General features: G+C 62.8%; 12 protein-coding genes, 1 tRNA gene, 2 rRNA genes and 1 pseudogene (1 of these 16 running past the window's edge). 5 read left to right on the top strand and 11 right to left on the bottom strand.

The features are described 5' to 3' along the window. Window positions 1-636 (bottom strand): annotated as a pseudogene (locus D3M59_RS06845) (urocanate hydratase); the annotation flags it as partial. Between the two features lie 165 nt (window positions 637-801). Here D3M59_RS06845 and D3M59_RS06840 point away from each other — a divergent pair. Continuing rightward, window positions 802-1,464, top strand: a complete 663-nt coding sequence (locus D3M59_RS06840; protein ID WP_233543163.1) for a CDP-alcohol phosphatidyltransferase family protein — start codon at window positions 802-804, stop codon at window positions 1,462-1,464. A gap of 1 nt (window position 1,465) precedes the next feature. On the opposite strand, the gene hutI is transcribed toward D3M59_RS06840, so the two are convergent. Further along, window positions 1,466-2,683 carry an imidazolonepropionase gene (gene hutI / locus D3M59_RS06835; RefSeq protein WP_119532742.1) on the bottom strand — a complete coding sequence of 406 codons (1,218 nt, stop codon included), beginning with the start codon at window positions 2,681-2,683 and terminating at the stop codon, window positions 1,466-1,468. 39 nt (window positions 2,684-2,722) lie between these two features. Between hutI and D3M59_RS06830 the strand changes: the two genes are divergently transcribed. The 4 genes from D3M59_RS06830 (at window position 2,723) to D3M59_RS06815 (ending at window position 15,358) form a co-directional block, all read left to right on the top strand. Continuing rightward, window positions 2,723-3,601 (top strand): arginase family protein, encoded by an 879-nt coding sequence (locus D3M59_RS06830; protein ID WP_119532740.1) that lies wholly within the window; start codon window positions 2,723-2,725, stop codon window positions 3,599-3,601. 217 nt (window positions 3,602-3,818) lie between these two features. Continuing rightward, on the top strand, window positions 3,819-5,510 hold the full coding sequence (locus tag D3M59_RS06825) for a ShlB/FhaC/HecB family hemolysin secretion/activation protein (protein ID WP_233543162.1): 1,692 nt from the start codon (window positions 3,819-3,821) through the stop codon (window positions 5,508-5,510). 9 nt (window positions 5,511-5,519) lie between these two features. Beyond that, entirely contained in the window at window positions 5,520-12,317 is a 6,798-nt protein-coding gene (locus tag D3M59_RS12065) for a hypothetical protein (protein ID WP_158581968.1), read from the top strand. Further along, on the top strand, window positions 12,314-15,358 hold the full coding sequence (locus tag D3M59_RS06815) for a CHAT domain-containing protein (protein WP_119532736.1): 3,045 nt from the start codon (window positions 12,314-12,316) through the stop codon (window positions 15,356-15,358). Before D3M59_RS12065 ends, D3M59_RS06815 begins: the two co-directional genes overlap by 4 nt. A 3-nt stretch (window positions 15,359-15,361) precedes the next feature. On the opposite strand, the gene D3M59_RS06810 is transcribed toward D3M59_RS06815, so the two are convergent. The 9 genes from D3M59_RS06810 to D3M59_RS06770 all read right to left on the bottom strand — a co-directional run. Continuing rightward, window positions 15,362-15,886: an alpha-ketoglutarate-dependent dioxygenase AlkB gene (locus D3M59_RS06810; RefSeq protein WP_233543161.1), complete on the bottom strand. Its 525-nt coding sequence runs from the start codon at window positions 15,884-15,886 to the stop codon at window positions 15,362-15,364. Between the two features lie 50 nt (window positions 15,887-15,936). Further along, entirely contained in the window at window positions 15,937-16,950 is a 1,014-nt protein-coding gene (locus tag D3M59_RS06805; protein WP_233543160.1) for an ATP-dependent DNA ligase, read from the bottom strand. Continuing rightward, window positions 16,947-17,717, bottom strand: a complete 771-nt coding sequence (gene xth, locus D3M59_RS06800; protein WP_119532730.1) for an exodeoxyribonuclease III — start codon at window positions 17,715-17,717, stop codon at window positions 16,947-16,949. Before xth ends, D3M59_RS06805 begins: the two co-directional genes overlap by 4 nt. Window positions 17,718-17,732: 15 nt before the next feature. Then, on the bottom strand, window positions 17,733-18,770 hold the full coding sequence (locus D3M59_RS06795; RefSeq protein WP_119532927.1) for a glutathione synthetase: 1,038 nt from the start codon (window positions 18,768-18,770) through the stop codon (window positions 17,733-17,735). A gap of 5 nt (window positions 18,771-18,775) precedes the next feature. Further along, complete coding sequence (locus D3M59_RS06790) at window positions 18,776-20,611, bottom strand: flavohemoglobin expression-modulating QEGLA motif protein (RefSeq protein ID WP_158581967.1); 1,836 nt, start codon at window positions 20,609-20,611, stop codon at window positions 18,776-18,778. A gap of 19 nt (window positions 20,612-20,630) precedes the next feature. Then, the gene (locus tag D3M59_RS06785) at window positions 20,631-21,428 is read right to left on the bottom strand and encodes an N-formylglutamate amidohydrolase (protein WP_119532726.1); all 798 of its coding nucleotides are present in this window, start codon (window positions 21,426-21,428) and stop codon (window positions 20,631-20,633) included. Window positions 21,429-21,512: 84 nt separating this feature from the next. After that, window positions 21,513-21,589, bottom strand: a tRNA-Met gene (locus tag D3M59_RS06780). 162 nt (window positions 21,590-21,751) lie between these two features. Further along, a 5S ribosomal RNA gene (gene rrf / locus D3M59_RS06775) occupies window positions 21,752-21,866 on the bottom strand. 112 nt (window positions 21,867-21,978) lie between these two features. After that, window positions 21,979-23,695: ribosomal RNA gene (locus D3M59_RS06770) — 23S ribosomal RNA — on the bottom strand; it runs 1,078 nt beyond the window's last position.

Raw genomic sequence — 23,695 nt, 5'->3', positions numbered from 1 at the left:
GAGGTAGCGGGTCGCAAGCCGCTTTTCGATCGAGCTTTCCTGGACCTCGATCGCGATGCAGTGGGCGCCGGCCATGACCGCCGCAAGCGGCTGCGCACCGCCCATGCCGCCGAGGCCGGCGGTTAGGATCCACTTGCCAGTGAGGTCGCCGCCAAAATGCTGGCGGCCCATTTCCGCGAAGGTTTCGTAGGTACCCTGAACGATGCCCTGGCTGCCGATGTAAATCCATGATCCGGCCGTCATCTGGCCGTACATCATGAGCCCCTTGCGATCGAGTTCGTTGAACTTGTCCCAAGTCGCCCACTTGGGCACCAGGTTGGAATTGGCGATCAGGACGCGGGGCGCATCCTTGTGCGTGCGAAAAACGCCGACCGGCTTGCCTGACTGGACCAGCAGCGTCTGGTCCTCGTCCAGCCGCTCGAGCGTCTCGACAATCTTGTCGTAGGCCGCCCAGTTGCGAGCGGCCCGGCCGATGCCGCCATAAACGACCAGGCTCTGTGGATCCTCGGCTACCTCGTCGTCGAGGTTGTTCATCAGCATCCGGACGGCCGCCTCGGTCGTCCAATGCTTTGCCTTGATCTCATTGCCCCGGCGGGCGCGAATGTGGCGGCTGTTGTCGCGTCGGTCGGTGGTCATGTCGGTTCCGGATGCGGTGAAATATCGGGCGCCCTGTAGCGCCTGTGGCGTCCAGCCCCAAGTGCCAAACGGATCGCAAAGCTGAACCATTCGGGAGGGCGCGCATTTGAAATGACAGTTTGTTTACGCCATGGCCAACGCGAAACCTCATCGAGGAGTGCCCGATTGACCCCGACCAAGCCCCTGGCCCGAATTCAGCAGAATTTGGTGGCGGTGCAGGAGCGGCGCCTGCTTAACTGGATCTGCCCGCGCCTACCAACGTGGGTCACGCCGGACAAGCTGACCGTGCTGGCCTTGCTCGGGGCGGTCGCCATCCTGGCCGGCTATGTCTGCAGCATCGTAGATCGCCATTGGCTGTGGCTGTCGGTGGCCGGATATGTGGTGCATTGGTTCGGGGATTCGCTGGACGGCAGCCTTGCGCGATACCGGTCAATTGAGCGGCCCCGCTACGGCTATTTCGTCGATCATAGCGCCGACGTTCTGGGTGCCCTGCTGATCCTGACCGGATTGGGCATCAGTCCCTATATTCGTCTGGACGTCGCGCTAATCGCGCTGGCCGGCTATTACATGCTCGCCGCCCACAGCTTCCTGTCGGCCCGTGTCGTGGGCGAGTTAAAGCTGACCTACGTTGCGGCCGGCCCGACCGAGCTTCGGCTGATCCTGATCGCCCTCACCGTTTCCATGTTTGCGATCGGTCATGACGAGCCACAATTCGAAGGACTTGGCGCCTTCGACCTGTTCGTCGGCGGCGTCGGCGTGCTGCTGGTGATTGTCTTCCTGTTCCAGACCGTCGCTATGATCCGCCGTCTGGCCCGACAGGGCGAATAGGCTAGCTATCCAGTCCGGCGAAAATCCGCCGGTCCGGGCCAGGCAAGCCGATCCAGTAGCCCAACTCCGTCAGTTCGCCGACGCCCCAGAGGCACAGGTCGGCAGCCTTACCGGCTTCGACCGTCCCAATGTCATGTGCAAGTCCGAGCGCGCGGGCGGCATTGACGGTCATGCCGGCAATAGCCTCTTCCGGCGTCAGGCCGAACAGCGTGCAAGCCATGTTCATGATCAGTTGCGGGTTGAGCACAGGCGAGGTCCCTGGGTTGCAGTCGGTCGCGATCGCGATGGGAACACCTGCATCGCGCAGCAGCTGGACCGGCGGCTTTTTGGTTTCCTGCAGCGCGTAGAAGGCGCCGGGCAGGAGGACCGCAACGGTGCCGGTCGCGGCCATGGCGCGAGCTCCGAGCGGGTCGAGATGCTCCAAATGGTCGGCCGACAGCGCCTTGTAGCTCGCAGCCATTGCCGCCCCATGTTGGTTGCTTAGCTGCTCGGCATGGAGCCGGACGGGCAGGCCATTGGCGCGAGCCGAGGTAAAGACGCGCTCGACCTCTGCCGGGGTAAAGGCGATATTTTCGCAAAAAGCGTCGACGCTAGTGGCGAGCCCCGCCCGGGCGACCGATGGGATCATTTCCTCGACGATCATCTTCACATACGCTTCACGCGCCGGACCTTCCTTCGCTTTAGGCGGGAACGCATGGGCGGCGAGCAGTGTTGGGACGATGCGCACAGGTTCGTCGCGGCCGATCGCCTTCGCCGCGTTGAGCAGACGAATTTCGGCCGCAGTATCGAGCCCGTATCCGGATTTGATCTCAACCGTCGTTACGCCGCCCCGCATCAGCGCATGGAGGCGCCGCCGCGACTGGTCACGAAGCTCGTCGGCGCCCGCCTCCCGGGTTGCCCGGACGGTAGAGGCTATCCCGCCGCCGGCGCGTGCGATCTCCTCATAGGTGGCTCCCGCGCGGCGCATGGCATGCTCATTGGCGCGGGTACCGCCGAAAACGAGGTGCGTGTGGCAGTCAACCAGCCCCGGGGTGACCCAGGCACCGCCGCAAGGCGTGACTTCCTTCGCGCGAAATCCTGCCAGTTCGGTGCGCTTGCCGACGCGGACAATCCGTCCGTCAGAAATGCCGATCGCGGCATTGGGGAAAAGACCCAGCGGATTGCCGGGCGATGCGACCATCGTCGCGACATGGCAATCGGTCAGGAGGCGGTCCCACATGAGGCTGGCATTGGCCGCGAGTGGTGCTAGTCGTCAAGCATGAGCTGGCCCAACCTGTCCGACCTGATTGTTTCCAAGGATGCCGAGGCCCCCGTCGGGCTGGTCGGCGCGCCGCTGGCCGCCGGATCGGTCACCCCCGGCCATTGCGACCGGGCACCCGGCTTGCTGCGCGCGACGCTTCGCCGGATCGGGCGGTACGACGTGGAAACAGGACGCGAGTTGTCCAGCTTGATTGCCGATCATGGCGACGTTCCGGCGTCCGGCCTCACCATCGAAGAGGCGACGCCCGCCATCCGCGAGGCTTGCGCGGCAAGCGTGAAGCGCCACGCGCTAACGCTGCTCGTGGGCGGCAACAATGCGGTGACCCGGCCCGGACTTCATGCCTTGGAAATGCCGCTCAACAAGGTAGGGTTGATCACGCTCGACGCGCATTTCGACATGCGCGAAACCGGCAACGGATTGGGCAATGGAAATCCCGTCCGGGCGCTGCGGGAGGACGGGCTTCCCGGCCGCAACATTGCACAGCTCGGCCTGGCTCCCTTCGCCAATTCGGCGGACATGCATCGCGATGCCGTCGACGGGGGGCATCTGGTGGTGACGATCGGCGAGGTGCGCGAGCGCGGAATTGGCGCGGTGATCGGCGCGGCGCTCGGCCATGTCGGACATTGCGAGGCGATCATGGTCGATTGCGACATCGACGTGATCGACCGGTCGCAATTCCCGGGCGCACCCGGCGCACGACCGGGCGGCATGAGCTCGCATGACTTCTTCGCCGCCGTGCGCCATTTGGCGGCCGAGCGCAAAGTGCAGCTGATCGACCTGACCGAGTGGGATCCGCCACTGGATCAAACAGACCTCAGCGCACTCACAGCTGCCCGCTGGATCGCGGAATGCCTGGCGGGCTTCGAAGCGCGGTAGGGTTTCCTGAATTTTCAGCCGGCGAGGCTCAGCGCAATCCCTGAATGGGTCAAATCATAACCAGGAATCATTTCCTGCAAGATTGACTCAGATTAACTTTAGTTTAACCCAACTGGCTGCGTTGGGGGCGCAGCCGAGTCCGGGCAGGGTCCCCACCGCGTGCGAAAAGGGGCGCCGAATGGGGATTTCGCATCGTAACCGGTTGCGTTTGCCGTGCATGGCAGCAGCGTCTGCCGCGTTGCTGGCACCCGGTCCCGCCATAGCCCAATCGATCGCGCCCACGCGTGAAGAGCTTACCGGCGTCACGCAGCCGCCGCCGCAACAACGACCGACGCTGAACATTGTCGGCGGTGTCGAGCGGTCGCCCTGCCCGTTGGCTGATCCGCGCTATGCCGATGTTCGCGTGACGATCCGCCAGGTCGAGTTCAATGGCCTGAAGGGCGCCAGCCCGGACGACATGCGCGCGGCTTGGGCGCCGTACGCCGGAACTGATCAGCCCGTGTCCGTACTGTGCGAAATCAGGGATGCCGCCGCCACCATCTTGCGCAACAGGGGCTATCTTGCAGCGGTCCAGGTGCCAACGCAGCGGATCGAGGATGGCGTCGTCCGCATGGAGACATTGTACGCCCGGATCACGACGGTTCGAGCGCGGGGCCAGACCGACGGGGCTGAAGCCAAGCTGGCTGCCTACCTCAACCAACTCACCGAGGATGAATATTTCGACCGCAATAAAGCCGAGCGTTACCTGCTGCTGGCCCGCGATATTCCAGGTTACAACGTGCAATTGACCTTGAAGCCCGCCGGGACCGGACCAGGCGAATTGGTCGGCGAAGTCGCGGTGCTGCGGCGGCGCTACTCGCTCGACGCGACGATTCAAAACCTTGCCGCGCAGGAGACGGGCCGCTGGGGCGCGCAGCTTCGTGCCCAGGCATACGGACTGACCGGAATGGGCGATGTCACCAGCCTGGCATTCTATTCGACGGCGGATTTCAAGGAGCAGAAGATCCTTCAGGCCGCGCACAGCTTCCGTCCTGGAAGCGAGGGCCTCGTGGTCGACGGGCAGTTTACCTACGCCTGGACCAAGCCTGACATAGATGCGGGGGATGCGACACCCGAACTCAAGGCCAAGACGCTGTTCTGGACCTTGGGCGCGCGCTATCCCATCGTTCGCCGGCAAGCATCAAACCTGTGGGCGGGCATCGGCTTCGACTATGTAGACCAGAAAGTCGATTTCTTCGGCCCCCTGACACGCGACAAGTTGCGCGTTCTGTGGTTGCGCGGAGAGTGGGATGCGGTTGACCTGACGTCCCGCCGCCCGGCGTGGAAAGCCAGCGCGCTAGTCGAAGTGCGCAAGGGGCTGGATATTTTCGGCGCGACCGAGGGGTGCGACGGCGCCTGCATTCCCGGCGAAGTTCCGCAGAGCCGGTTCGACGGTGAGGCCGACGCGACGGTCATCCGCCTGTCAGGGCAGGCCGAGCTTGCGCTGGGTCGTGACTTCGCCGTCGTGTTCGCGCCGCGCGGCCAATATAGCTTTTCCCCACTATTGTCGTTCGAGGAATTTACCGCCGGCAATTACACCGTCGGACGCGGCTATGATCCCGCGACGCTGAGCGGCGATAGCGGGCTTGGAATTACAACTGAACTTCGTGGGCCGCGCCTGCCCATGTCTTCGCGGGCGCGGCTGAGCGTCCAGCCCTATATTTTCGGGGACGCCGCCTGGATCTGGGACCGCAACGATGGCGAAGGCGCCCATCATCTGAAGTCCGCGGGCGGGGGGGTCCGCGCCGAGATGGGCGACCGTTTCCGCTTGGATACGAGCATTGCCGTGCCGCTGGAGAAAGCGGGCTTTGAGAATCGCAAGGGAGGTGTCCGGCTGCTGGTCACGCTGACCAGCCGCATCCTTCCCTAGGAGGACGAGATGATGCGTAACCCGATGCTGCCAAGCCGCGTTTCGACGCTGGCCCTTGCTGTTGCGATTGCTGCCGGTCCTTCCCCGGCCGCCGCGCAAAGCCTGCTGGGCACGCCGACCGTGGCCTCGGGAAGCGCTTCTGTCAGCGAGGGAACAGGAACAACCGACGTCACCGTCAACTCGTCGCAGGCGGTGATCGACTGGACGCCCGACGATAATGCCGTGGGTAATTTTGGGGCCATCGGCTTCCAGTACAGCGGCACCACCGCGACCTTCAGCGGCGCGACGGACTTTGCCGTCCTCAACCGGATCAATGTTGCCGACAGCAGCCGGCAGATCTTCATGGACGGGACCATTAACAGCCTGGTTGGTGGCCAGGTCGGCGGCGACGTCTATTTTTATAGCCCGTCAGGTTTCGTCATTGGATCGAACGCCGTCATCAACGTCGGCTCGCTGATCCTCACGGCGTCACCGATTGCGGTCGACGGCAACGGTTTCTTCAACATCGGAGGGACCGTCACCTTTGGCCAAGCCCCCAACCCGAATGCATCGATCACGACGGTGAGCGGATCGAGCATCAATGCGTTCGGCGCCGGAAGCTATGTGGCGATGGTCGCTCCATCGATCGTCCATCGCGGTGCCATCCGGACCGACCACGACGCTGCGTTGGTCGCGGCCGAAGCGGCAACCATCACCTTCTCACCCGACGGTCTGTTCAACATCGAGGTAACGACCGGCACGGACGCCGCGCAGGGAATCGACATCGACGGTGGCAGCATTGGACGGAACAGCGCCGTCGAAGGCACGAACCACCACGCATACCTGGTCGCTGTCGCGAAGAATGACGCTGTGGAAATGCTGGTCCGCAACGGCGGATCGGTAGGTTTCGAAACGGCTACGACTGCGACCGTAGAGGACAATGTCGTTGTCCTGTCGGGTGGTTCCGATGTCTTGAACGGGCAAGCTTGGACGCCCAGCGGCACGTCGACGGTCGGCCTGACGATCGACAATGCCAGCTTCTCGACCGACACCGTCGCGACGATCAGCGGAGGCGCGGGCATCCGCAGCACTGGCGGCGCGACCAGCTTCGGCGGCGACTTGACGCTGTACGCGGGCAGCGACAGCCAGATAGAAGCTGCTAACGGCAATGCTTTGAGCATCGCGGGCGACCTCTACGCCGATGTCGATCAATCCAGCAACAGCAGCGCCGTGATCGGCAAGTTCCTCCGGCTGGGCGCTTATCAGGGGTCTCTGCTATCGGTCGGCGGAAACGTTACCCTATCTGCCAACGCCTACAGCTACGGCGACGGGACGAACGCAACGGGGGGAACGGCCGTCGTTCAGGCGGCCGGCAGCAACGGCACCGGAACCTTCAGCCGGATCTCGATCGGCGGTTCGCTGGATGTGGAGGCTAGCGCCTGGGCTGGCGATGCCTTCGACAGCCTCCTTGGCGGCGTCGGACAAGGCGGCTTTGCACAGATATTCGCGAACGACGGCGCACGTGTCAGCGTCGCAGGCGCAACATCGCTGACAGCGGACGGCTGGGGCGGCGGGAGCGACGAATGTTCTATCTGCACGATCACCGGCAATACCGGACGGGGCGGCGATGTAGACGTTGCTACATCGGGCGGCACCGGCAATTCGATCACGCTGGGCAGCACGGTGGACCTGAGCGCCGTCGGCTATGGCGGCGCTGGCGACAATGGTGCCGGGCTTGGGAAAGGCGGGAATGCCCGGTTGTCCGTTAATGACGGCACGGTCACCGTCGCGGACGACTATACGGCCCTGGCATATGGCGACGGAGGCGATGGGTTCGCCAACGCCGGCGGCGAAGGGTCAGGGGGCCTCGCCGCGATCTACGGTTCTAATGCGACCATTGACCTTCAAGGGGACGTCGATCTCGACGCCGGTGGGCAAGGCGGCTCGACCAATTTCGACAGCGCCGGGATAGGGGGACTGGGTTCTGGCGGGCGTGCTGAAATTTACCTTCCCAGCGGCACGCTCGACATATCGGGAACCGTGTTGATCACAGCAAGCGCTGTCGGCGGAGACACGCAAAATGGCACAGGCGGTAATGCCAATGCTGGCAGCGCATCGCTTGGTGCGACAGGCGGCGCCATTCATGTCCTAGGCAATGTTTTTATGGACGGCGGTGCGACCGGCGGCGACGGCGCGATCGGCGGAAACGCGGTTGCGCTCGTGTCAAACCCAGTTGACGAAACCGGACCCATTGCCGCCGCTGTCTACGCCAACAACAACGGCACGATTCAGGTTGACGGCATTGCCGCGCTAAGTGCCGAGGCTGTTGGCGGGAATGCCAACAATGGTAACGGCGGCACCGCCCAAGGAGGCGAAGTGGATGTTGTCGCCTATTTTGGAAACATCACGATCGGCAGCCTCGCGATAGACGTCAATGGATATGGCGGCGACGCAGGCAATGGCGGTGCAGGCGGCAATGCCGTTGGAGGCAATGTCGATGTGGCCTTCGGTCTCGGCGCCGCAGCGGTCGGAGGTCTGATCGATCTGGGCAGCGCCACCATTACCGCCGACGGCGAAGGCGGCGCAGGCGGCGCAGGCGTCGGCGCCAACTTTGGAGGCAATGGCGGTTCGGGCGGCAACGGTACGGGCGGCTTTATCATCTTCGCAGGCAGCGCAGCCGGGGGAACCTTAGATAGCGGCTTCGCGGTTGTCACCGCAGTCGGAACGGGCGGCGCCGGCGGCGTCGGCGGCAATGGCGATTCTGGAACCGGCGGCAATGGCGGCACAGGCGGTGCAGGACAGGGCGGCTTCATCCAGACCGGCACTGTGAGCGCATCTGGCGCACCGGGCAGTGGCGGCGGCGCTTATCATACCGCCCTCACCCTCGACACTAGTGCGACCGGCGGCGATGGCGGCAATGGAGGCGCGGGTGGTGGTGGGAACGGGTCCGGCGGAAACGGCGGGGCAGCCGTAGCGGGAAATGCCAACTTCCTGGCACGCGGCGTGCTGGTGACGGCCGATACAGTCATCCTTACGTCGAATGCGACCGGCGGCGACGGCGGCACCGGTTCCATCGTGGGCAATGGCGGCAACGCAACGAGCGGCAACATCGCAGTCGAATCCAAGGATCGCTTTGACCATCCGACCGAACGCGGCACGCTGCAGGCGGGAACAATCACCGGCTCTGCGACCGCTAATGGTGGCGCCGGCGCGGTCAACGGGGGTAGCACCGTTAGCGACGGCAGCTATTTCAGGGTGCTCAACGGCGACGCGACGATCGGCTCCTTGTCGATCACCTTGACCGGCAGCCAATTTGTGACGGGCGGCCTGCAGAGCAATGTGTCAGTGCGCGACGGTAGCGCCAACATCGACAACTTCAGCTTCATCACCGATGGCGAGCTGTCACTTGACGCCAGCAACGGCTCGATGACGGCAGACACGATCACCCTTTCCGCCGCTACGTTCGTTGCCGATACAACCAATGGGCCGCAAGCGAGCATAGGCACCTATTCAGCCAATGCCTTCGATATCACGACCGACGGCGACTTCGTCACTAACGCGAACCTGATTTCAGGGAGCGGTCTGGAAATCGGGGCACCCGGCCTTGTCGATATGGTCGATGCAACGGCGGCCGGCGCAATCAATTTCAGCGGAACCTCAATTGCGACCGGCAATCTGTCGGGCGGCGGGGTGACGCTAAACTCCGCCGGAAACATCGGGACCGGCAGCATCACGAGCACGGCCAACGTCAGCATTGGCTCCAATGCGTCGGTAAGTGCTGGAAACATCAGCGCCACCGGATTCGTCTTTGGCCGGGCGCTGAACAGCTTTGCCGCAGGTGACATTCTGGCGGGCGGCGGGATCGATATCCGCGCTTCGAACCTTGTCTCCCTGCAAAATTTGGACGCGGGCGACCTGATCGATCTGCGGTCGAGCACCGGCATCACGACCGGAAACGTGATCTCTGACGAAACAATCTATTTCTTGGCGGCGGGTCAGGTTTCGGCAGGAACGCTCACTGCGGGCGACTCGGTACTGGTTCAAGGCCAGACTGGCGTCGACGTCGGCAATATTTCGGCGGGCTTGGTTAATCCGAGCGCTTCGTCGACAGCGAATTACAACGCCCGCATCGCGTCGGATGGCGCCCTGAACACCGGTACGATCGATGCCGCCGGGCGGATCGGGCTATACTCGCTGACCGACGTTTCTGTCGGAGATTTGACCAGCGGCGAGGGCGTGATGGCACTGGTCGGCGGCAACCTGACCACGGGCGCAATTCAAACGACTGCCAACAGCCCCACCTATATCGCCGATGCTTCGATGGCAGCGCTTGGCGGCACGTTCGACAATTTCGACCCGGCCCCAATCCTCGCCGCGACACCGGTTCGAACCGGAGGATCAATCCTGATTTCGGGCCCTGTCGCGACCGGCTCGTTCCAGGCGGCAGCCGGGTCAACGCTGATCGCGCAGGCGATTGACGCGCCGCTTGGCATCTACCTCGACGCCGGCGGCAACATCGTCACCGGCACGCTCAGTTCGGACGAGGATATCGAGGCCACCAGCGAGGGGTCCATCCAGACCGGCGCCATCGCGTCGGCGCTTGGCAGTGTACTGCTGGTAGCGAATGGAAGCGTCGCGACTGGTGCGATCAACGCCGGTGATGGCGTCCAGCTGACCTCCGCCACGGCCAATATCGCGACAGGCAATATAGTCGCGCCGAACGGCATCGCACTTGACAGCGTGACTGGAGTATCAACCGGCGACCTGTCGTCCAACGCAGCCATCGACATCGTCAACGGTGGATCGATCCTGACCGGCGATGTCAGTTCCACGGGCGGATCGATCTTCCTGCAGTCGGGGGCGGACATCGTCACCGGCGCAATCAACACACCGTTCGATGCCGAATTTGAAGCGGTCGGCAGCATTAGTCTTACGGGCAATGTCAATTCGGGCGGCTACCTCTTTGCCGATGCCGGCGGCAATTTGGCCTTGGCCAGTGCAACGACAGGCGAATCGATCGACATTATTGCGGGCGGCACGCTCATTGGCGGAAACCTGACCGCTGGCGACAGTGTGATCGTACGGGCTGCTGGAGCCGTGACGCTGGGCAACCTGTCGGCAGGCATCGTCAACCCGAGCAGCGAGCCGGTCGACGGTCAAATCGTCGCAGTCGGCAGTCTGACGTCAGTCAGCACGGGGAATATCTCCGCCCGCGGCTTTGTCGGACTGGCCTCCGACGGTGCGCTGAACGCCGGCACGGTCGAATCGCTGGGCGACGTGATGGTATTGGCTGATGGGCCTGCCACTGTTGGAGCAATCTACACGAGCGCGCAGGGCCGCACATATCTAGCTGGCTTCGACATGTTGGCAATCGGCGGAGGCTTCGGTGACAATTTCGACCCGTCGCTGGTCTATGCAGCCAATCCGATCCAGAGCAGCGGTTCATTCACCGTCAGTGGGCCAACGGTCACGCCCCGGCTGGACGCGTTTGTCGGCGGCAACCTGACGCTTGGACCGATACTCGCCAATACAATCAATGCCCGCTCAGGTGGTCTCGCGACGATCAATGGCCTGTGGGAAGCGACGGATGTCCAGCTCTGGTCGACCAACATCGACATCGCCGCGAATGCGGGGATCGATGCGGGCGCAAACGGCAGCATTCACCTTCAGTCGACCAACGCCAATGGCGCGCTCATTGGCGACGGACTCACCGGCAGTGGCTATGCGCTTTCGAATACCGAATTCGGGCGAATTAGCGGCGGAAACCTGCTGATCGCGACGGGGGCTGCGCCCGGGGCAAACGGGGTGATAAAGATCGGCGACCTGACGATCACCGGTCCGTCAGCCGGAAGCACGATTGAGAGCACGGACGGCGGCGTCACCTTCGCCACGTTGAACGAGGCGGGCACGGGACTCGATGGAATGCTGACTGTGCTGGGCGATGTCGTGGCGACCGGATTCGGCAGCGAGAATTTCGTAGAGTTCGCGACCGAGAATTTCGAACTCAACGCCGACACCGGATCGGTAAAGGTCGAAAGTTCGCCGGGATCGCTGTCCGGCATCGTCGACATCGCCGCGGATCGCATCCATATCGCCAGCGGCGATGTGCTGACGAAGCTGGCGAACGATCCGCAATATACCGGGCGCGAAGCCGACCTCAATGCGCCGATCTCGGCTGCCCGGCCGGACGGGGTATTGAACGCCGCCACCATCTATGTGTCGCCTACCGAAGCGGTACTGGTCCAGAATACGGGGACCGACGCGCTTCCGGCCGGTTTCACCGCAGGCTATGTGGAACTGTTCGCGCCGGAAGCCGCCGCCGGGTCGGTCGAGTTGATCGTCAATGGCCAACTGGTCACCGAGGGCGGGACACTGACCGGCGTCGACGTGCGCGACGCGCTCGTCGTCGACACCGATCTGTCGGTCTATAAAGCAAACAGCACGATCAACAGCTGTGCGCTGGTGGGTGCCTGTGGAAGCCAGGGACCGCTGCCGCCGCCAGTGATCCCTACGCCCGGCATCCAGGACGAGGTAGTGTTGATCGGCGACAATGAAGAGCCGCCGCCGCCATTCGGGAACGAAGACGTCATCGACGACAATGACGAGGAGACACAGGACGACAGCCCGATCGTGCCGCCGGACCCGCTTTTCGACACCACCGAACTGAGCGACGCGGAAGGCACAGGCAATCCGGCCTTCAACACGCCGATGCGATCGCAGCCGGGTTTGAAGGAAGAAGGCGATGTCGATGACCCCGTGTCGGGCAGCGGCAATCCGGCGCTGATGGAAGAGACGACGCCTACCGGCGGACAGGAGAAGCAACCATGATGCGCGTGCTAATGGCGCTGCTGGGGGGCGCCGCGCTTGTCCCGTCGCTGGCCGAAGCGCAGTCGAGCCCATTGTCAGTTCGCAGCGGATTCCGGCTGGGCGACGCCGGCGTGCTGTGCACCGCGCAGGTGAAATCCACGGACCCGCGGCTGGCCGGCATCTTCGATCGCGGTTACCAACTGACCTGCCGCGACGCGGCGGGACCGATCGGCAGCATGATCGCCGTTCGCCGTGCGGTCGACCTTGGCAATGAACCGAGTGCGATGAAGACGGGGGCGCTGACCTGCCGCGCCGAAGAAAGCGCGACAGTCGAAAGCGTGGGCACGGTGCGATCGATGACCTGCCAAGACGAAGCGGCGCGGATCGATTATCGCCGCTACAGCACGGAGCGAGGCAAGACCCATTATTGGGTCGAGGGACTTGCAGGATATGACCCTGCCCTGCGCCTCGCGCTCGCGTCGCTGGTAACCGACAAGGCGCAGCGGGGCGCGATCCAGGTCGCGACAACCGAGGTCAGCGACCCGGCAAGCTTTGCGCGTGTGCAGGCGGGAACGCTGGATGCGGCTGGCGCGCGGATGGAAGCCTATGCCCGCAACAATGGCGGACGCTTCGCCGAGTCTGCTGAATTCTTCGAAAACCTTGCCAGCCGCGAAAGTGAGCCGGCCGCGATTGCCGAAGCGCTGGCCAACCAAGGACTTCAGCAATCCAACCTCGGCAATTTCGGAGCGGCAAGCCGCTTGCTCGCCCGGGCGGCGGCGAGCAGCCCGTCCAATGACGGAGTGCTGCAAAGACTGATCCGCAATTACGGGGCGATCAACCTGCTGAACCAGCACCGGCAGCAGGACGCGATCGCCCTGCTCGGGACGACGGTGCCGCCGGTGGCGGAAGCGGTTGAGGCCGACGAGATCCGCAACGGCCTGATCACCCCGCCGCTGTCGGTCGCGATCAATCGTGAAAGCGCTAGTGGGCAGGAGGTGGCCGCGGTCGCCAACAGCCTTAGCCCCGCTGAGCGGGCGGCGATCCTCGATGCGCAGGCGGTTGAATTAGAAGGCTTGGCGCTACGCGAACTTGATCGGCTCGACGAAGCCAGCGCCAAGCTCAGCGAAGCGCAGGCCGGGATACTCGCGGTCCGCAATGGTCGGGTCCAATCGGCCCGCTGGCTATTATCAGAGATAGGTATCCAGCGCGCGATGATCGCCGAGGCGCGCGGCGACCGCGGCGGAGCCATCGGTGCGTTCGACGCGGCGATTGCATCGCTCAACGACAATTTCCCGCAAAGCCCGGCGTTGCTAGCGGCGAAGGCGCGCAAAGCCGGGTTCCTCCTGCGCGGAGGCGACACGGCAGGCGGGCGCGCGCTGTTCGACTCTATCGTCGCCGACAGTAATGCGGCGGGCGACAGTTCTACGGCGCTGCGAGGCCTGCTTGGCCCTTATTTCGACCTGCTCGCCCGAGACGGGAGCGCGGGCGCGGCCGCGGCGATGTTCGCCGCCAGCCAGACGCTGCAACGACCTGGCGTCGCACAGACGCAGGCGATCCTTGCGCGCCAATATTCGGCGGGAAGCGATGAAGGCAGCGCCCTGTTCCGGCTGGCCGTCGCGCGGACGCGCGAGATCCTGCGCGAGGAAGGCGATGTCCGGCGGCTGGAAGCCAAAGAGGCGCGGACCGCAGCCGAAGATCAGATGCTGACCGCGAGCAGAGCCAGCGTCGAGGCCCTCCGCGCCGACCAGGTACGGCTACAGGGACAGCTTGCCAATTACCCGCGTTACAAGGTTTTGACGCCCGATACCGTCTCGCTGGAAACGCTGCAGCAATCGCTTCGGCCGGGCGAAGGCTATTACAAGATGGTGATCGTCGGCGACGCGGCCTACGCCCTGCTCGCGACAAGCGCCAGCGCGCGGACATGGCGCTTGCCCGCCAGTGCCACCCAGATGGCCGGCAACGTTACGGCGCTGCGCAATAGCATTGTCCGGATCGAAAATGGCGAAGCGGTGACCGAACCCTTCGATCTCGTCCGCGCGCGGGCGATGTATCAGACGCTGTTCGCCCCTGCCGATGCCGATGTACGCGGCCTGAAACACCTGATCTTCGAACCCGACGGCCCAATGCTGCAGTTGCCGCCCTATCTGCTTCCGGCGACGCAAGCCGGGGTCGACGCCTATGTCGCGCGCACAAGGCGCACAGATGCCGACGCATTCGATTTCACCGGAGTGGACTGGTTGGGCCGGGGGCGCGAGGTGTCGATTTCAGTCAGCCCGCGAAGCTTCCTCGACATGCGCGCCATCCAGCCGAGCCGGGCGCGGCAGGCTTACTTGGGCTTGGGCGAGAATGCCGTGGCCCTGACCCGGCCGACGGCTGCGATCGCCGACGAATGCGACTGGCCGATCGCCATGTGGCAAGACCCGATCTCGTCGGCCGAGCTGCGGCTGGCCGAGGCCCGCTTCGGCCCGCAGCAAAGCCGCGTCGTGACGGGCGCCGAGTTCAACGACGCCGCGCTGCTATCGGGCAGCGACAATCTCGACCAGTACCGGCTACTGCACTTCGCGACCCACGGCCTGGTCACTTCGCCGCGTCCGGATTGTCCCGCGCGGCCAGCACTGGTCACAAGCTTTGGCGACACGGGATCCGACGGCCTGCTGAGCTTTCGCGAAATTTTCGACCTGAAGCTTGATGCGGACGTCGTCATCCTCTCCGCCTGCGATACGGCGGGATCGGCAACCGCCGCCGTCAGCCGTGAGGCGGGCATTGCAACCGGTGGCAATTATGCGCTGGACGGTTTGGTTCGCGCTTTCGTCGGGGCGGGCGCGCGGTCAGTAGTTGCCAGCCACTGGCCGGTGCCGGACGATTATGATGCGACCAAGCGGCTGGTCGGCGGCCTGATCAATGCCCGGCCGGGCCAAGCCCTGTCCGATGCACTGGAGGAGGCGCAGGAGAAGTTGATGGACGATCCAAGGACGTCGCATCCCTTTTACTGGGCTGCCTTCATCGTGCTGGGCGACGGGGCTAAGCCGCTGGTGCCGACGACAGCGATCGCGGCACGCTGAAATTTAGTTCGCGCGAGCCGCATTGAGGCCCTTGCTGGACAGGGTCCGAAAGGTGATGGAGAAGCGCAAACTTTCGGCCGGCGCAATGCTATGCTCCCACTCGCTGCGTGCTTCGCCGCTGAGAACATAGGCCGAGCGTGGCGGGAGGAAGAGGCTCGCACGCCGGAAGCCAGAGGCTTCGCGAAGCCGAAACCGGAGCGTCGCATCGGATTCCAAGGAAATGCCGGCAACAATATCGAAATGCGGTCGGTCCCGGTGCCAGCCGATTGGCGCCCCGGGGTCGTAGCGACTTACGAGCGCGTGGACGAACTCCGCTTCGGCTACCCCTGCCAATGTCGCGACCTTGGCGCGTGCGCCGAGCAGCCAATCCGGCAGTGGCTCCGTCTGCTCGAAACTGCGATTATCGAAGTCGTAGCTCCAACCAAAGGTGTGGGTCAGCCGCTTGCCGGTCCAGCCCTGGAAGCGGAACGGCGTGAGCTCCGTCCGGCCGATCGCCTCGATCAGCCCGGCTTCCTGGGATTCGCTCAACAACTCTTCCCGGAAGTACAAACCCGGCAGCAAGGGGGCATCGAACAGCATTAGCGCGGCAGCAGCTGGGCAAGTTCCGCAGGCGTCAGCGGATGCCGCAGCTGTTCCATGGTGCACTGACGCGGCGTCTTATCCGGGCGGCGCCGAAGCAGCTTCGTGCCATGGCGAAATCGCCGGCCGGTAACCTGGTCGTATAGGACCTCGACGACCAATTTAGGCTGTAGCGGCTGCCATTTTGAACTGCGCTCCGTCGACCAACGGCTTGGACCTCCGGGGGCGTTGCCTGTGAAGCCGGGCCCGTCCGCAATCTTCTCCAGTTCAGAGGTCCACTCGTCCCTCTCTGAAGCCGCGATGGACGAGGTGAAGCCAACATGATGCAGCAAGCCGTCGTCGCAATAGAGGCCGAGCAGCAGCGATCCGACTAGCTTGCTGCCCTTACCATAGCGAAAGCCCCCCACGACGCAGTCGGCAGTCCGCCGCTGCTTCACCTTGACCATTGCCCGCTCGCCGGGCCGGTAGGGTTCGTCTAGCCGCTTGGCGATCACGCCATCGAGGGCGCCGCCGGTACGGTCGAGCCAGTCGAGTGCCGCCCGTTCGTCAGTCGTGGCGGGCGAAAGATGCAAGGCGGGCTCGGTCTCCGCGACCAGCATCTGCTCGAGCGCTCGGCGGCGTTCCGACAACTGCTTGAATCGAAGCCGGGTCCGGCCAAGGTCGAGCAGATCGAAGGCCATAAACATTGCTGGTGTTTCCGCAGCCAGTTTCCGCACCCGGCTTTCCGCCGGATGAAGGCGCATCTGCAGCGCGTCGAACGACAGTTCGCCGTCCCGGTCGATCAGCAATTCGCCGTCTATCGTGAAGGTAGTAGCGTGGAGTCGTTCGAACATCTCCACGACTTCGGGAAAATATCGGCCAAGCGGCTTTCCGGACTTGGAGCAAAGCACAACCGTGTCGCGGCTGCGGCGCGCGATGCAGTGGAACCCGTCCCATTTGGGTTCATATTGCCAGCCATCACCGTCGGGCAATTTGGCGGCCAGCAAGGCCTCCATCGGAGCGATCGTAGTCATTCCAGCATGACCCATACCGGCGCGTGGTCGCTGGTTTTCTCCCATCCGCGAACTGTGCGATCGACCCCCGCCGTTTTGAGTCGGCGCGCCGCCGGATCGTTGAGCAGGATATGGTCGATGCGCAGGCCCGCGTCGCGTTCGAACGCGCCGCGAAAATACTTCCAGAAAGTGTAGACCCTTTCATCGGGATAGACGTGGCGCAACGCGTCCATCCATCCCTGAGCGAGGAGCCGGGCGTAGGCGGCCTTGGCCTCGGGCGCGAACAGGGCGTCGTCCAGCCATCGTTCCGGCTTGTAAACGTCATCATCAGTGGGAATGATGTTGTAGTCACCTGCCATGACGACAGGCGCGTCGAGCGTCACCAGTTCCGCCGCCAACGCTTCGAACCGCTCGGTCCAGCGCATCTTATATTCGAATTTCGGCCCCGGACGGGGATTCCCGTTAGGCAGGTACAGGCAACCGACAATGATCCCGTTCACCGCAGCCTCTATGTACCGGCTGTGGCCATCGTCCAAGTCGCCGGGTAGGCCGCGTCGTGTTTCGTGAGGGTCTCTGCCCCGCGCCAGAATGGCGACGCCGTTCCAGCGCTGCTCGCCATGCCATATGGAGCCATAGCCTGCCTCCTCGATCGCCCGCACCGGAAACTTCTCGTCCGGTGCCTTCAATTCCTGAAGGCAAACGACGTCTGGCTTCGCGCCCTCCAACCAGCGGAGAAGGACGTCGAGCCGACCGTTGACGCCGTTTACATTATAGGTCGCGATCCGCATCGGCGGACCAACGCATCAAAGGATGGCGAGGTGCCGGTTGTCGAAGCTGTGAGCATATTGGCTGGCGATGCCGACCTTTCGCTCCATCGCTTCGACGATCCGTACGGAGAAGTCGACACCGGCAAGTCGCGAGCAGCTGCCAAGATTGCCGGGTGAGAAGACGTTCACTTCGAGAATCTTGTCGCCGACGATGTCGATGCCGACCAGGAACATGCCGTCGGCAACCAGCTTGGGCCGTATAAGCTCGGCGACCGCCAGTTCGGTCTTGCCGATCTCGACCGCCTCGGCTTTGCCGCCGGCGTGAATGTTGGAGCGGATGTCGTCGCTCGCCGCGACGCGACGCAGCGCGGCATATTTACCATCGATCTCCAGCGGCTCGCCATTCATCAGGAAGAATCGGATGTCGCCCTTCTTCGCCGCCGGAACATAGGCCTGGGCAATGATGTAGCCGTCCCGGCCGATCGCCTCAATCATCTGGTTGAGGTTGGACTTGGCCGAATCATCGAGCTTGAACACACCGGAGCCGCCCGATCCCTGGAGCGGCTTCAGGATGATGTTATTCTTGTGCGCCTTGGCAAACGCCTTGATGTCGGATTCGTTACGCGTGATCAGCGTCTCTGCGCGCGCCTCGGACGGGAAGCTCTGGAAGTAGAGCTTGTTGATCGCCCGGCCGAGGCTGTCTGGATCGTTGAGCACGATCACGCCGCGCTTGGCGGCTTCTCTCCCGAACAGAATTCCAGCCTCCATCGCCCAAGGCGTTTCGGCATCGATTGACGGGTCGTTGCGAAGCATCAGCACGTCGACCTCGGCAAGGTCGACCGACTCGACCCGTGCAGACTTGAGTGACTCAAAAAAGTCCTTCGCTTCCTTATACTTTTTCTTCGGCATGAACCGGGCGTGTGCGCAAAGGCTGTCGTCGGGCCGGAGGACGAAGTCGGACGGGGTCAGGTAACAGACGCGGTGGCCTCGGACGGCCGCCTGATGCGCGAGTATGGTGGTGGTGTAGCCCGGATGCTCGCGCTCCAGGTCATTGATGAAAAAGGCGATCAGCACGTCGGTCAAGCTCCTGCCAGCATTTCTTGGAAATTGTTCGCCTTCCCGACGCCCGCGATACGTGCCGCGGCGCCCTTGTCCGACAGGAAGGAAGGAATGAAACGTGGCGCCTGAACGAGCCCGCGCTGAAGCAGTTCCTCGATAGCGCCTGCGTGGCGCACTGCGATCTTGCCGAGCCAGAACGGCTCGAGCGATGCGCCAGCCCTGACGAGGGTCATGACGTCCCGGAAACCGCGCAGGTAGATCGCATCCTTGGCCAACCCGCCGGAACGGAATACCCGGGCCGAAATTCCGAATGCGCCGCGTCGCGAAAAGCCGTGTTCCTTGCGAAGGAGGCGGTAGACATCGAGGAAGGTCGCGCCGGTCAGCATTGCTTGGACAGCGATTACGCGCGCCGCGAGCAGCCGAAGCCGCGTTCGAGTGAGTCCGCCCGTCGCCCACTCGGCAAACACGCCCAGTCCTTCCTGGATGCCTTCATATCCCGCAAGGCCTGTCCGGAAGATCGACAGCCCCTGCGCCGCGCCGTTGAAATATGTGAGCAGGTGGACACTCACTTCATGCGCCAGCAAGGCGTCGAGCCGGTGCGCGGGCATAAGGGTGTCGGATCCAATGTAGAGCTTGTCGCCCGATACCAGCAGGCCCGCGATATCGTCGCGGACTTGAATGTCTGCCTTGAAGTCGGGGTTTGCGAGTCGGTAATTGGCAGCCAATGCGTCGGCAGCGGACGCGATCTCCATCGCCCTCACTACGTTGCCCCGCGGAGGGTCCTTCGACGAGGCGGCCAGTATCGTTTCGGCATCGGCCAGCAGTTCGGCCTCGACCGTGCCGTAAAGGAACATCGAGGCCGGCATAAACGCTGGCGTGTTGCGCGTTGCCAGCATGGTCAGTTGGGCGTCGATCTCTCGCCGCTTCTCGCCCATCAATTGTTCGAGCATGGGATCCTCGAGCGTATCGAGGTCAATCGAATACAACTCTCGCTTGGCAGCGTCGGGATCGACGGTTAGCGGGCGGTAGTGGAAGTGGGGAAGGTCGCCTTCGCCGGTCGCGACGAATCGATCGAAGGCCTTTGCCGTGTCAATCGGGGAAATCGACAGGAGGAAGTCGAAGCTGCGCGCGACATGGTCGAGCCGCTTGTCGGCCTTCAGCGCGGCGGCGATATAGCCGCTTCGACCGAGCGACCGGTAATGCTTGGGAACCTCGGTCTTGCCATCATCAAGGAAGGCGCAGGCGGTCCGTAGTAGCGCGTCTCCGAACGCGGCCGCCAGGTCGTGTCGCACCCCGGGATAGTCGACGCCGTCGAAGCGTCGGTGGATCTGCGGCACCCGCAGTGCGAGGCGGTCGACACCTTCAATCCCATTCAGCAGCCGGTCGAACGGCTCTGGCAAGACCGGATGGAACGGGACGCGCTCGACCTTGCAATGTCGGAGGTCGATCTCGACGCCGTGCAGGGCCCTGTCCAGTATGGACGCCGCCCGCCCGACATGGCCCTGATCGCCCGCGGCTAGCCGCGCGACGAAGGGGGGCAGTTCCTGCGAGCCCTCGCGCGCCGCTTGCAAGGGTTGGTCATCGAGCGTGACGACCAGGAGGCGCCCGTGGCGATTCACCATCGCCGAGGCAACGGCATCGATTGCCGACAAGGCCTCCGGGTCATCAGATTCCGACCAGACAACATAGGCCGGACTGTCGATTGCGATGCGCCGCGCCAAACTGCTGAGTGGATCGTCGCTTCTGTGAAGGATGAGGAAGGGCAGCCATCGATCTACGTGGGCGCGCCCGCTCTCGCCGATGCCTTGGCGGAGTGCGCCACTCGCGCTGAACTTCGCCTCAAACGGTGGTGCCACCGATTTGAGCCGTGGCTGGTTAGGCATCGAGCAGCTCGCGCGCGGTTTTCGCGGTGAAGCCGATGAAACGCCTCATCTCCTCGATCTCTACCGGATCCGGCAGGCCTGACCATTCGTCCATGAAGAATTTCTTGAATTCCAGCGCGATGGCGCAGCCGCGGCCGGGATAGCGATCATGAACAAAGCGGGTTTGTTCGCCCTTCCCCTGGAAGGCGACGTTCTCGCGAACGTCGAGCTGACGGCCATTGAAGTCGAAACTGCGCATCGCCTCCACGAGCGGGTCGACCAGGAACGCCCATTGTTCGCGAGGCATAGAGAAGGTGCCGATATTGATGTCCGGCGCCTTATCCTGGGGTGTCGGCAATCCATCGGCTCCATTCCGGCGGTGATTATAACTGTGGACGTCGATCAGGACGAACCGACCATGAACGGCGGCCATGTCGTCCAAGACCTGGCCAAGCATGCGATAATAAGCGGCGTGGATCGCGAGCGAGCCTTCGCGTAGCGCCGGCGCTGGCGGATGCCGCCAGACATCGAGTCCCCAACATTGTTCGGGCGTTTCATAAAAGGCGTCAGTTGGTCCGCGATTGAGGTCAAACTCGAATCGCGATCGGTGGGCAATGATATGCGTGGGGACATCGACGATAGCCTGGCCCGTGAAGGGATCTTCCTCGCGCCGTCGCTCATCGTCAGATAGCTTCATGGCCTCGGCTACTTCGGGACGAAGGTCATGGCCATCGTGGATGGCCGTTGCCAAGACGGACCCCGGGCCACGGTGGACGGTCCACCATCGTTCACGTGCAATTGGGCTGGTCATGGAGGATATAGCGCTTCGCGGGCGCATCGGTTGCGCGTCGGGCGCAGGCACAAAAAAACCCGCCTCGAGGGCGGGTCTTGATGCTGGTTGCGGGGGCAGGATTTGAACCTGCGACCTTCAGGTTATGAGCCTGACGAGCTACCGGGCTGCTCCACCCCGCGACACTTACAGCTGAGCCACTGCGGCACGCTTCACGCGTGCTGACGTAGTGGCTCGTCCCAGAGCCGCAAGGCCCGGAGACAAAAAAGCCGCCGCTCGGACGATGCCGGCAGCGGCTTTTGAAACAATGCGAATGGGTTTTGACGACGAGCGCTGGCTTCAAAGCCTGGCGACGACCTACTCTTCCACTGCTTAAGCAGTAGTACCATCGGCGCTGTCTGGTTTCACGTCCGAGTTCGGGATGGGATCGGGTGGGTCACAGACGCTATGGTCACCAAGCTATGGAGCCAGCGCTCTTCGTCAAATTCTAGAAATCGTGCAGACCTTAATTTGGCGTCATCTAGCTGAGATCAAACCAGTCAACGTCAGGATTGACGATGATGGTGGGACTCTCAAGCGCGAACAGAGCAATTAGGACCGGTTAGCTCCATGCGTTACCGCACTTCCACATCCGGCCTATCAACGTGGTGGTCTTCCACGGCTCGATGAAATCTTATCTTGAGGGAGGCTTCCCGCTTAGATGCTTTCAGCGGTTATCCCGTCCGTACATAGCTACCCAGCTGCGCCGTTGGCACGACGACTGGTCCACCAGAGGTACGTTCAACCCGGTCCTCTCGTACTAGGGTCAACTCCTCTCAAATTTCGACGCCCACGGCAGATAGGGACCAAACTGTCTCGCGACGTTCTGAACCCAGCTCACGTACCACTTTAATTGGCGAACAGCCAAACCCTTGGGACCTGCTCCAGCCCCAGGATGTGATGAGCCGACATCGAGGTGCCAAACAACCCCGTCGATATGAGCTCTTGGGGGTTATCAGCCTGTTATCCCCGGCGTACCTTTTATCCGTTGAGCGATGGCCCTTCCACGAGGGACCACCGGATCACTATGACCGACTTTCGTCTCTGCTCGACTTGTCAGTCTCGCAGTCAGGCAGGCTTATGCCATTGCACTCTAACAGACGGTTTCCAACCGTCCTGAGCCTACCATCGCGCGCCTCCGTTACTCTTTAGGAGGCGACCGCCCCAGTCAAACTACCCGCCACAGAGGGTCCCTGCACCGGATAACGGTGCGAGGTTAGACTGTAGAAAACAACAGGGTGGTATTTCACATTGTGGCTCCACCCAAGCTGGCGCCTGGGCTTCAAAGCCTCCCACCTATTCTACACAATTGTTTCCCACAGCCACTCTGAAGCTGCAGTAAAGGTGCACGGGGTCTTTCCGTCTAACCGCGGGTACTCCGCATCTTCACGGAGAATTCAATTTCGCTGAGCAGGTGTTGGAGACAGTGGGGAAGTCGTTACGCCATTCGTGCAGGTCGGAACTTACCCGACAAGGAATTTCGCTACCTTAGGACCGTTATAGTTACGGCCGCCGTTTACCTGGGCTTCAATTCAGAGCTTGCACTCCTCCTCTTAACCTTCAGGCACCGGGCAGGCGTCAGACCCTATACGTCGTCTTGAAGCCGACTTAGCAGAGCCCTGTGTTTTTGTTAAACAGTCGCTACCCCCTGGCCTGTGCCCCCCATGAAAAGTTGCCTTAACATGGGGCCTCCTTCTTCCGAAGGTACGGAGGCAATTTGCCGAGTTCCTTCAACACCCTTCTCTCAAGCGCCTTGGTATACTCTACCTGCCCACCTGTGTTGGTTTCGGGTACGGTCTATACGGTGGGGCTATTTCCTGGAACCGCTTCGCCGCCCTTATCAATCCGATAAGAAAGAACGACTTACGCGATCCGTCACACACCACCAGGTACAGGAATATTAACCTGTTTCCCATCGACTACCCCCTTCGGGCTCGTCTTAGGGGCCGACTCACCCTGCGCGGATTAGCCTTGCGCAGGAACCCTTGGGCTTTCGGCGGGAGGGCATCTCACCCTCCTTATCGCTACTCATGTCAGCATTCGCACTTCCGATACCTCCACGGTCGGTTACCCTCCCGCTTCACAGGCTTACGGAACGCTCCGCTACCGCTCGATCCGAAGATCGAACCCTAAGCTTCGGTGCATCACTTTAGCCCCGTTACATCTTCGCCGCAGGACCTCTTAATTAGACCAGTGAGCTGTTACGCTTTCTTTAAAGGATGGCTGCTTCTAAGCCAACCTCCTGGTTG

It is taken from the genome of Sphingomonas edaphi, assembly GCF_003583725.1.
Classification (GTDB): Bacteria; Pseudomonadota; Alphaproteobacteria; order Sphingomonadales; family Sphingomonadaceae; genus Sphingomicrobium; species Sphingomicrobium edaphi.
This window is presented reverse-complemented; position numbering and strand designations above follow the sequence as displayed.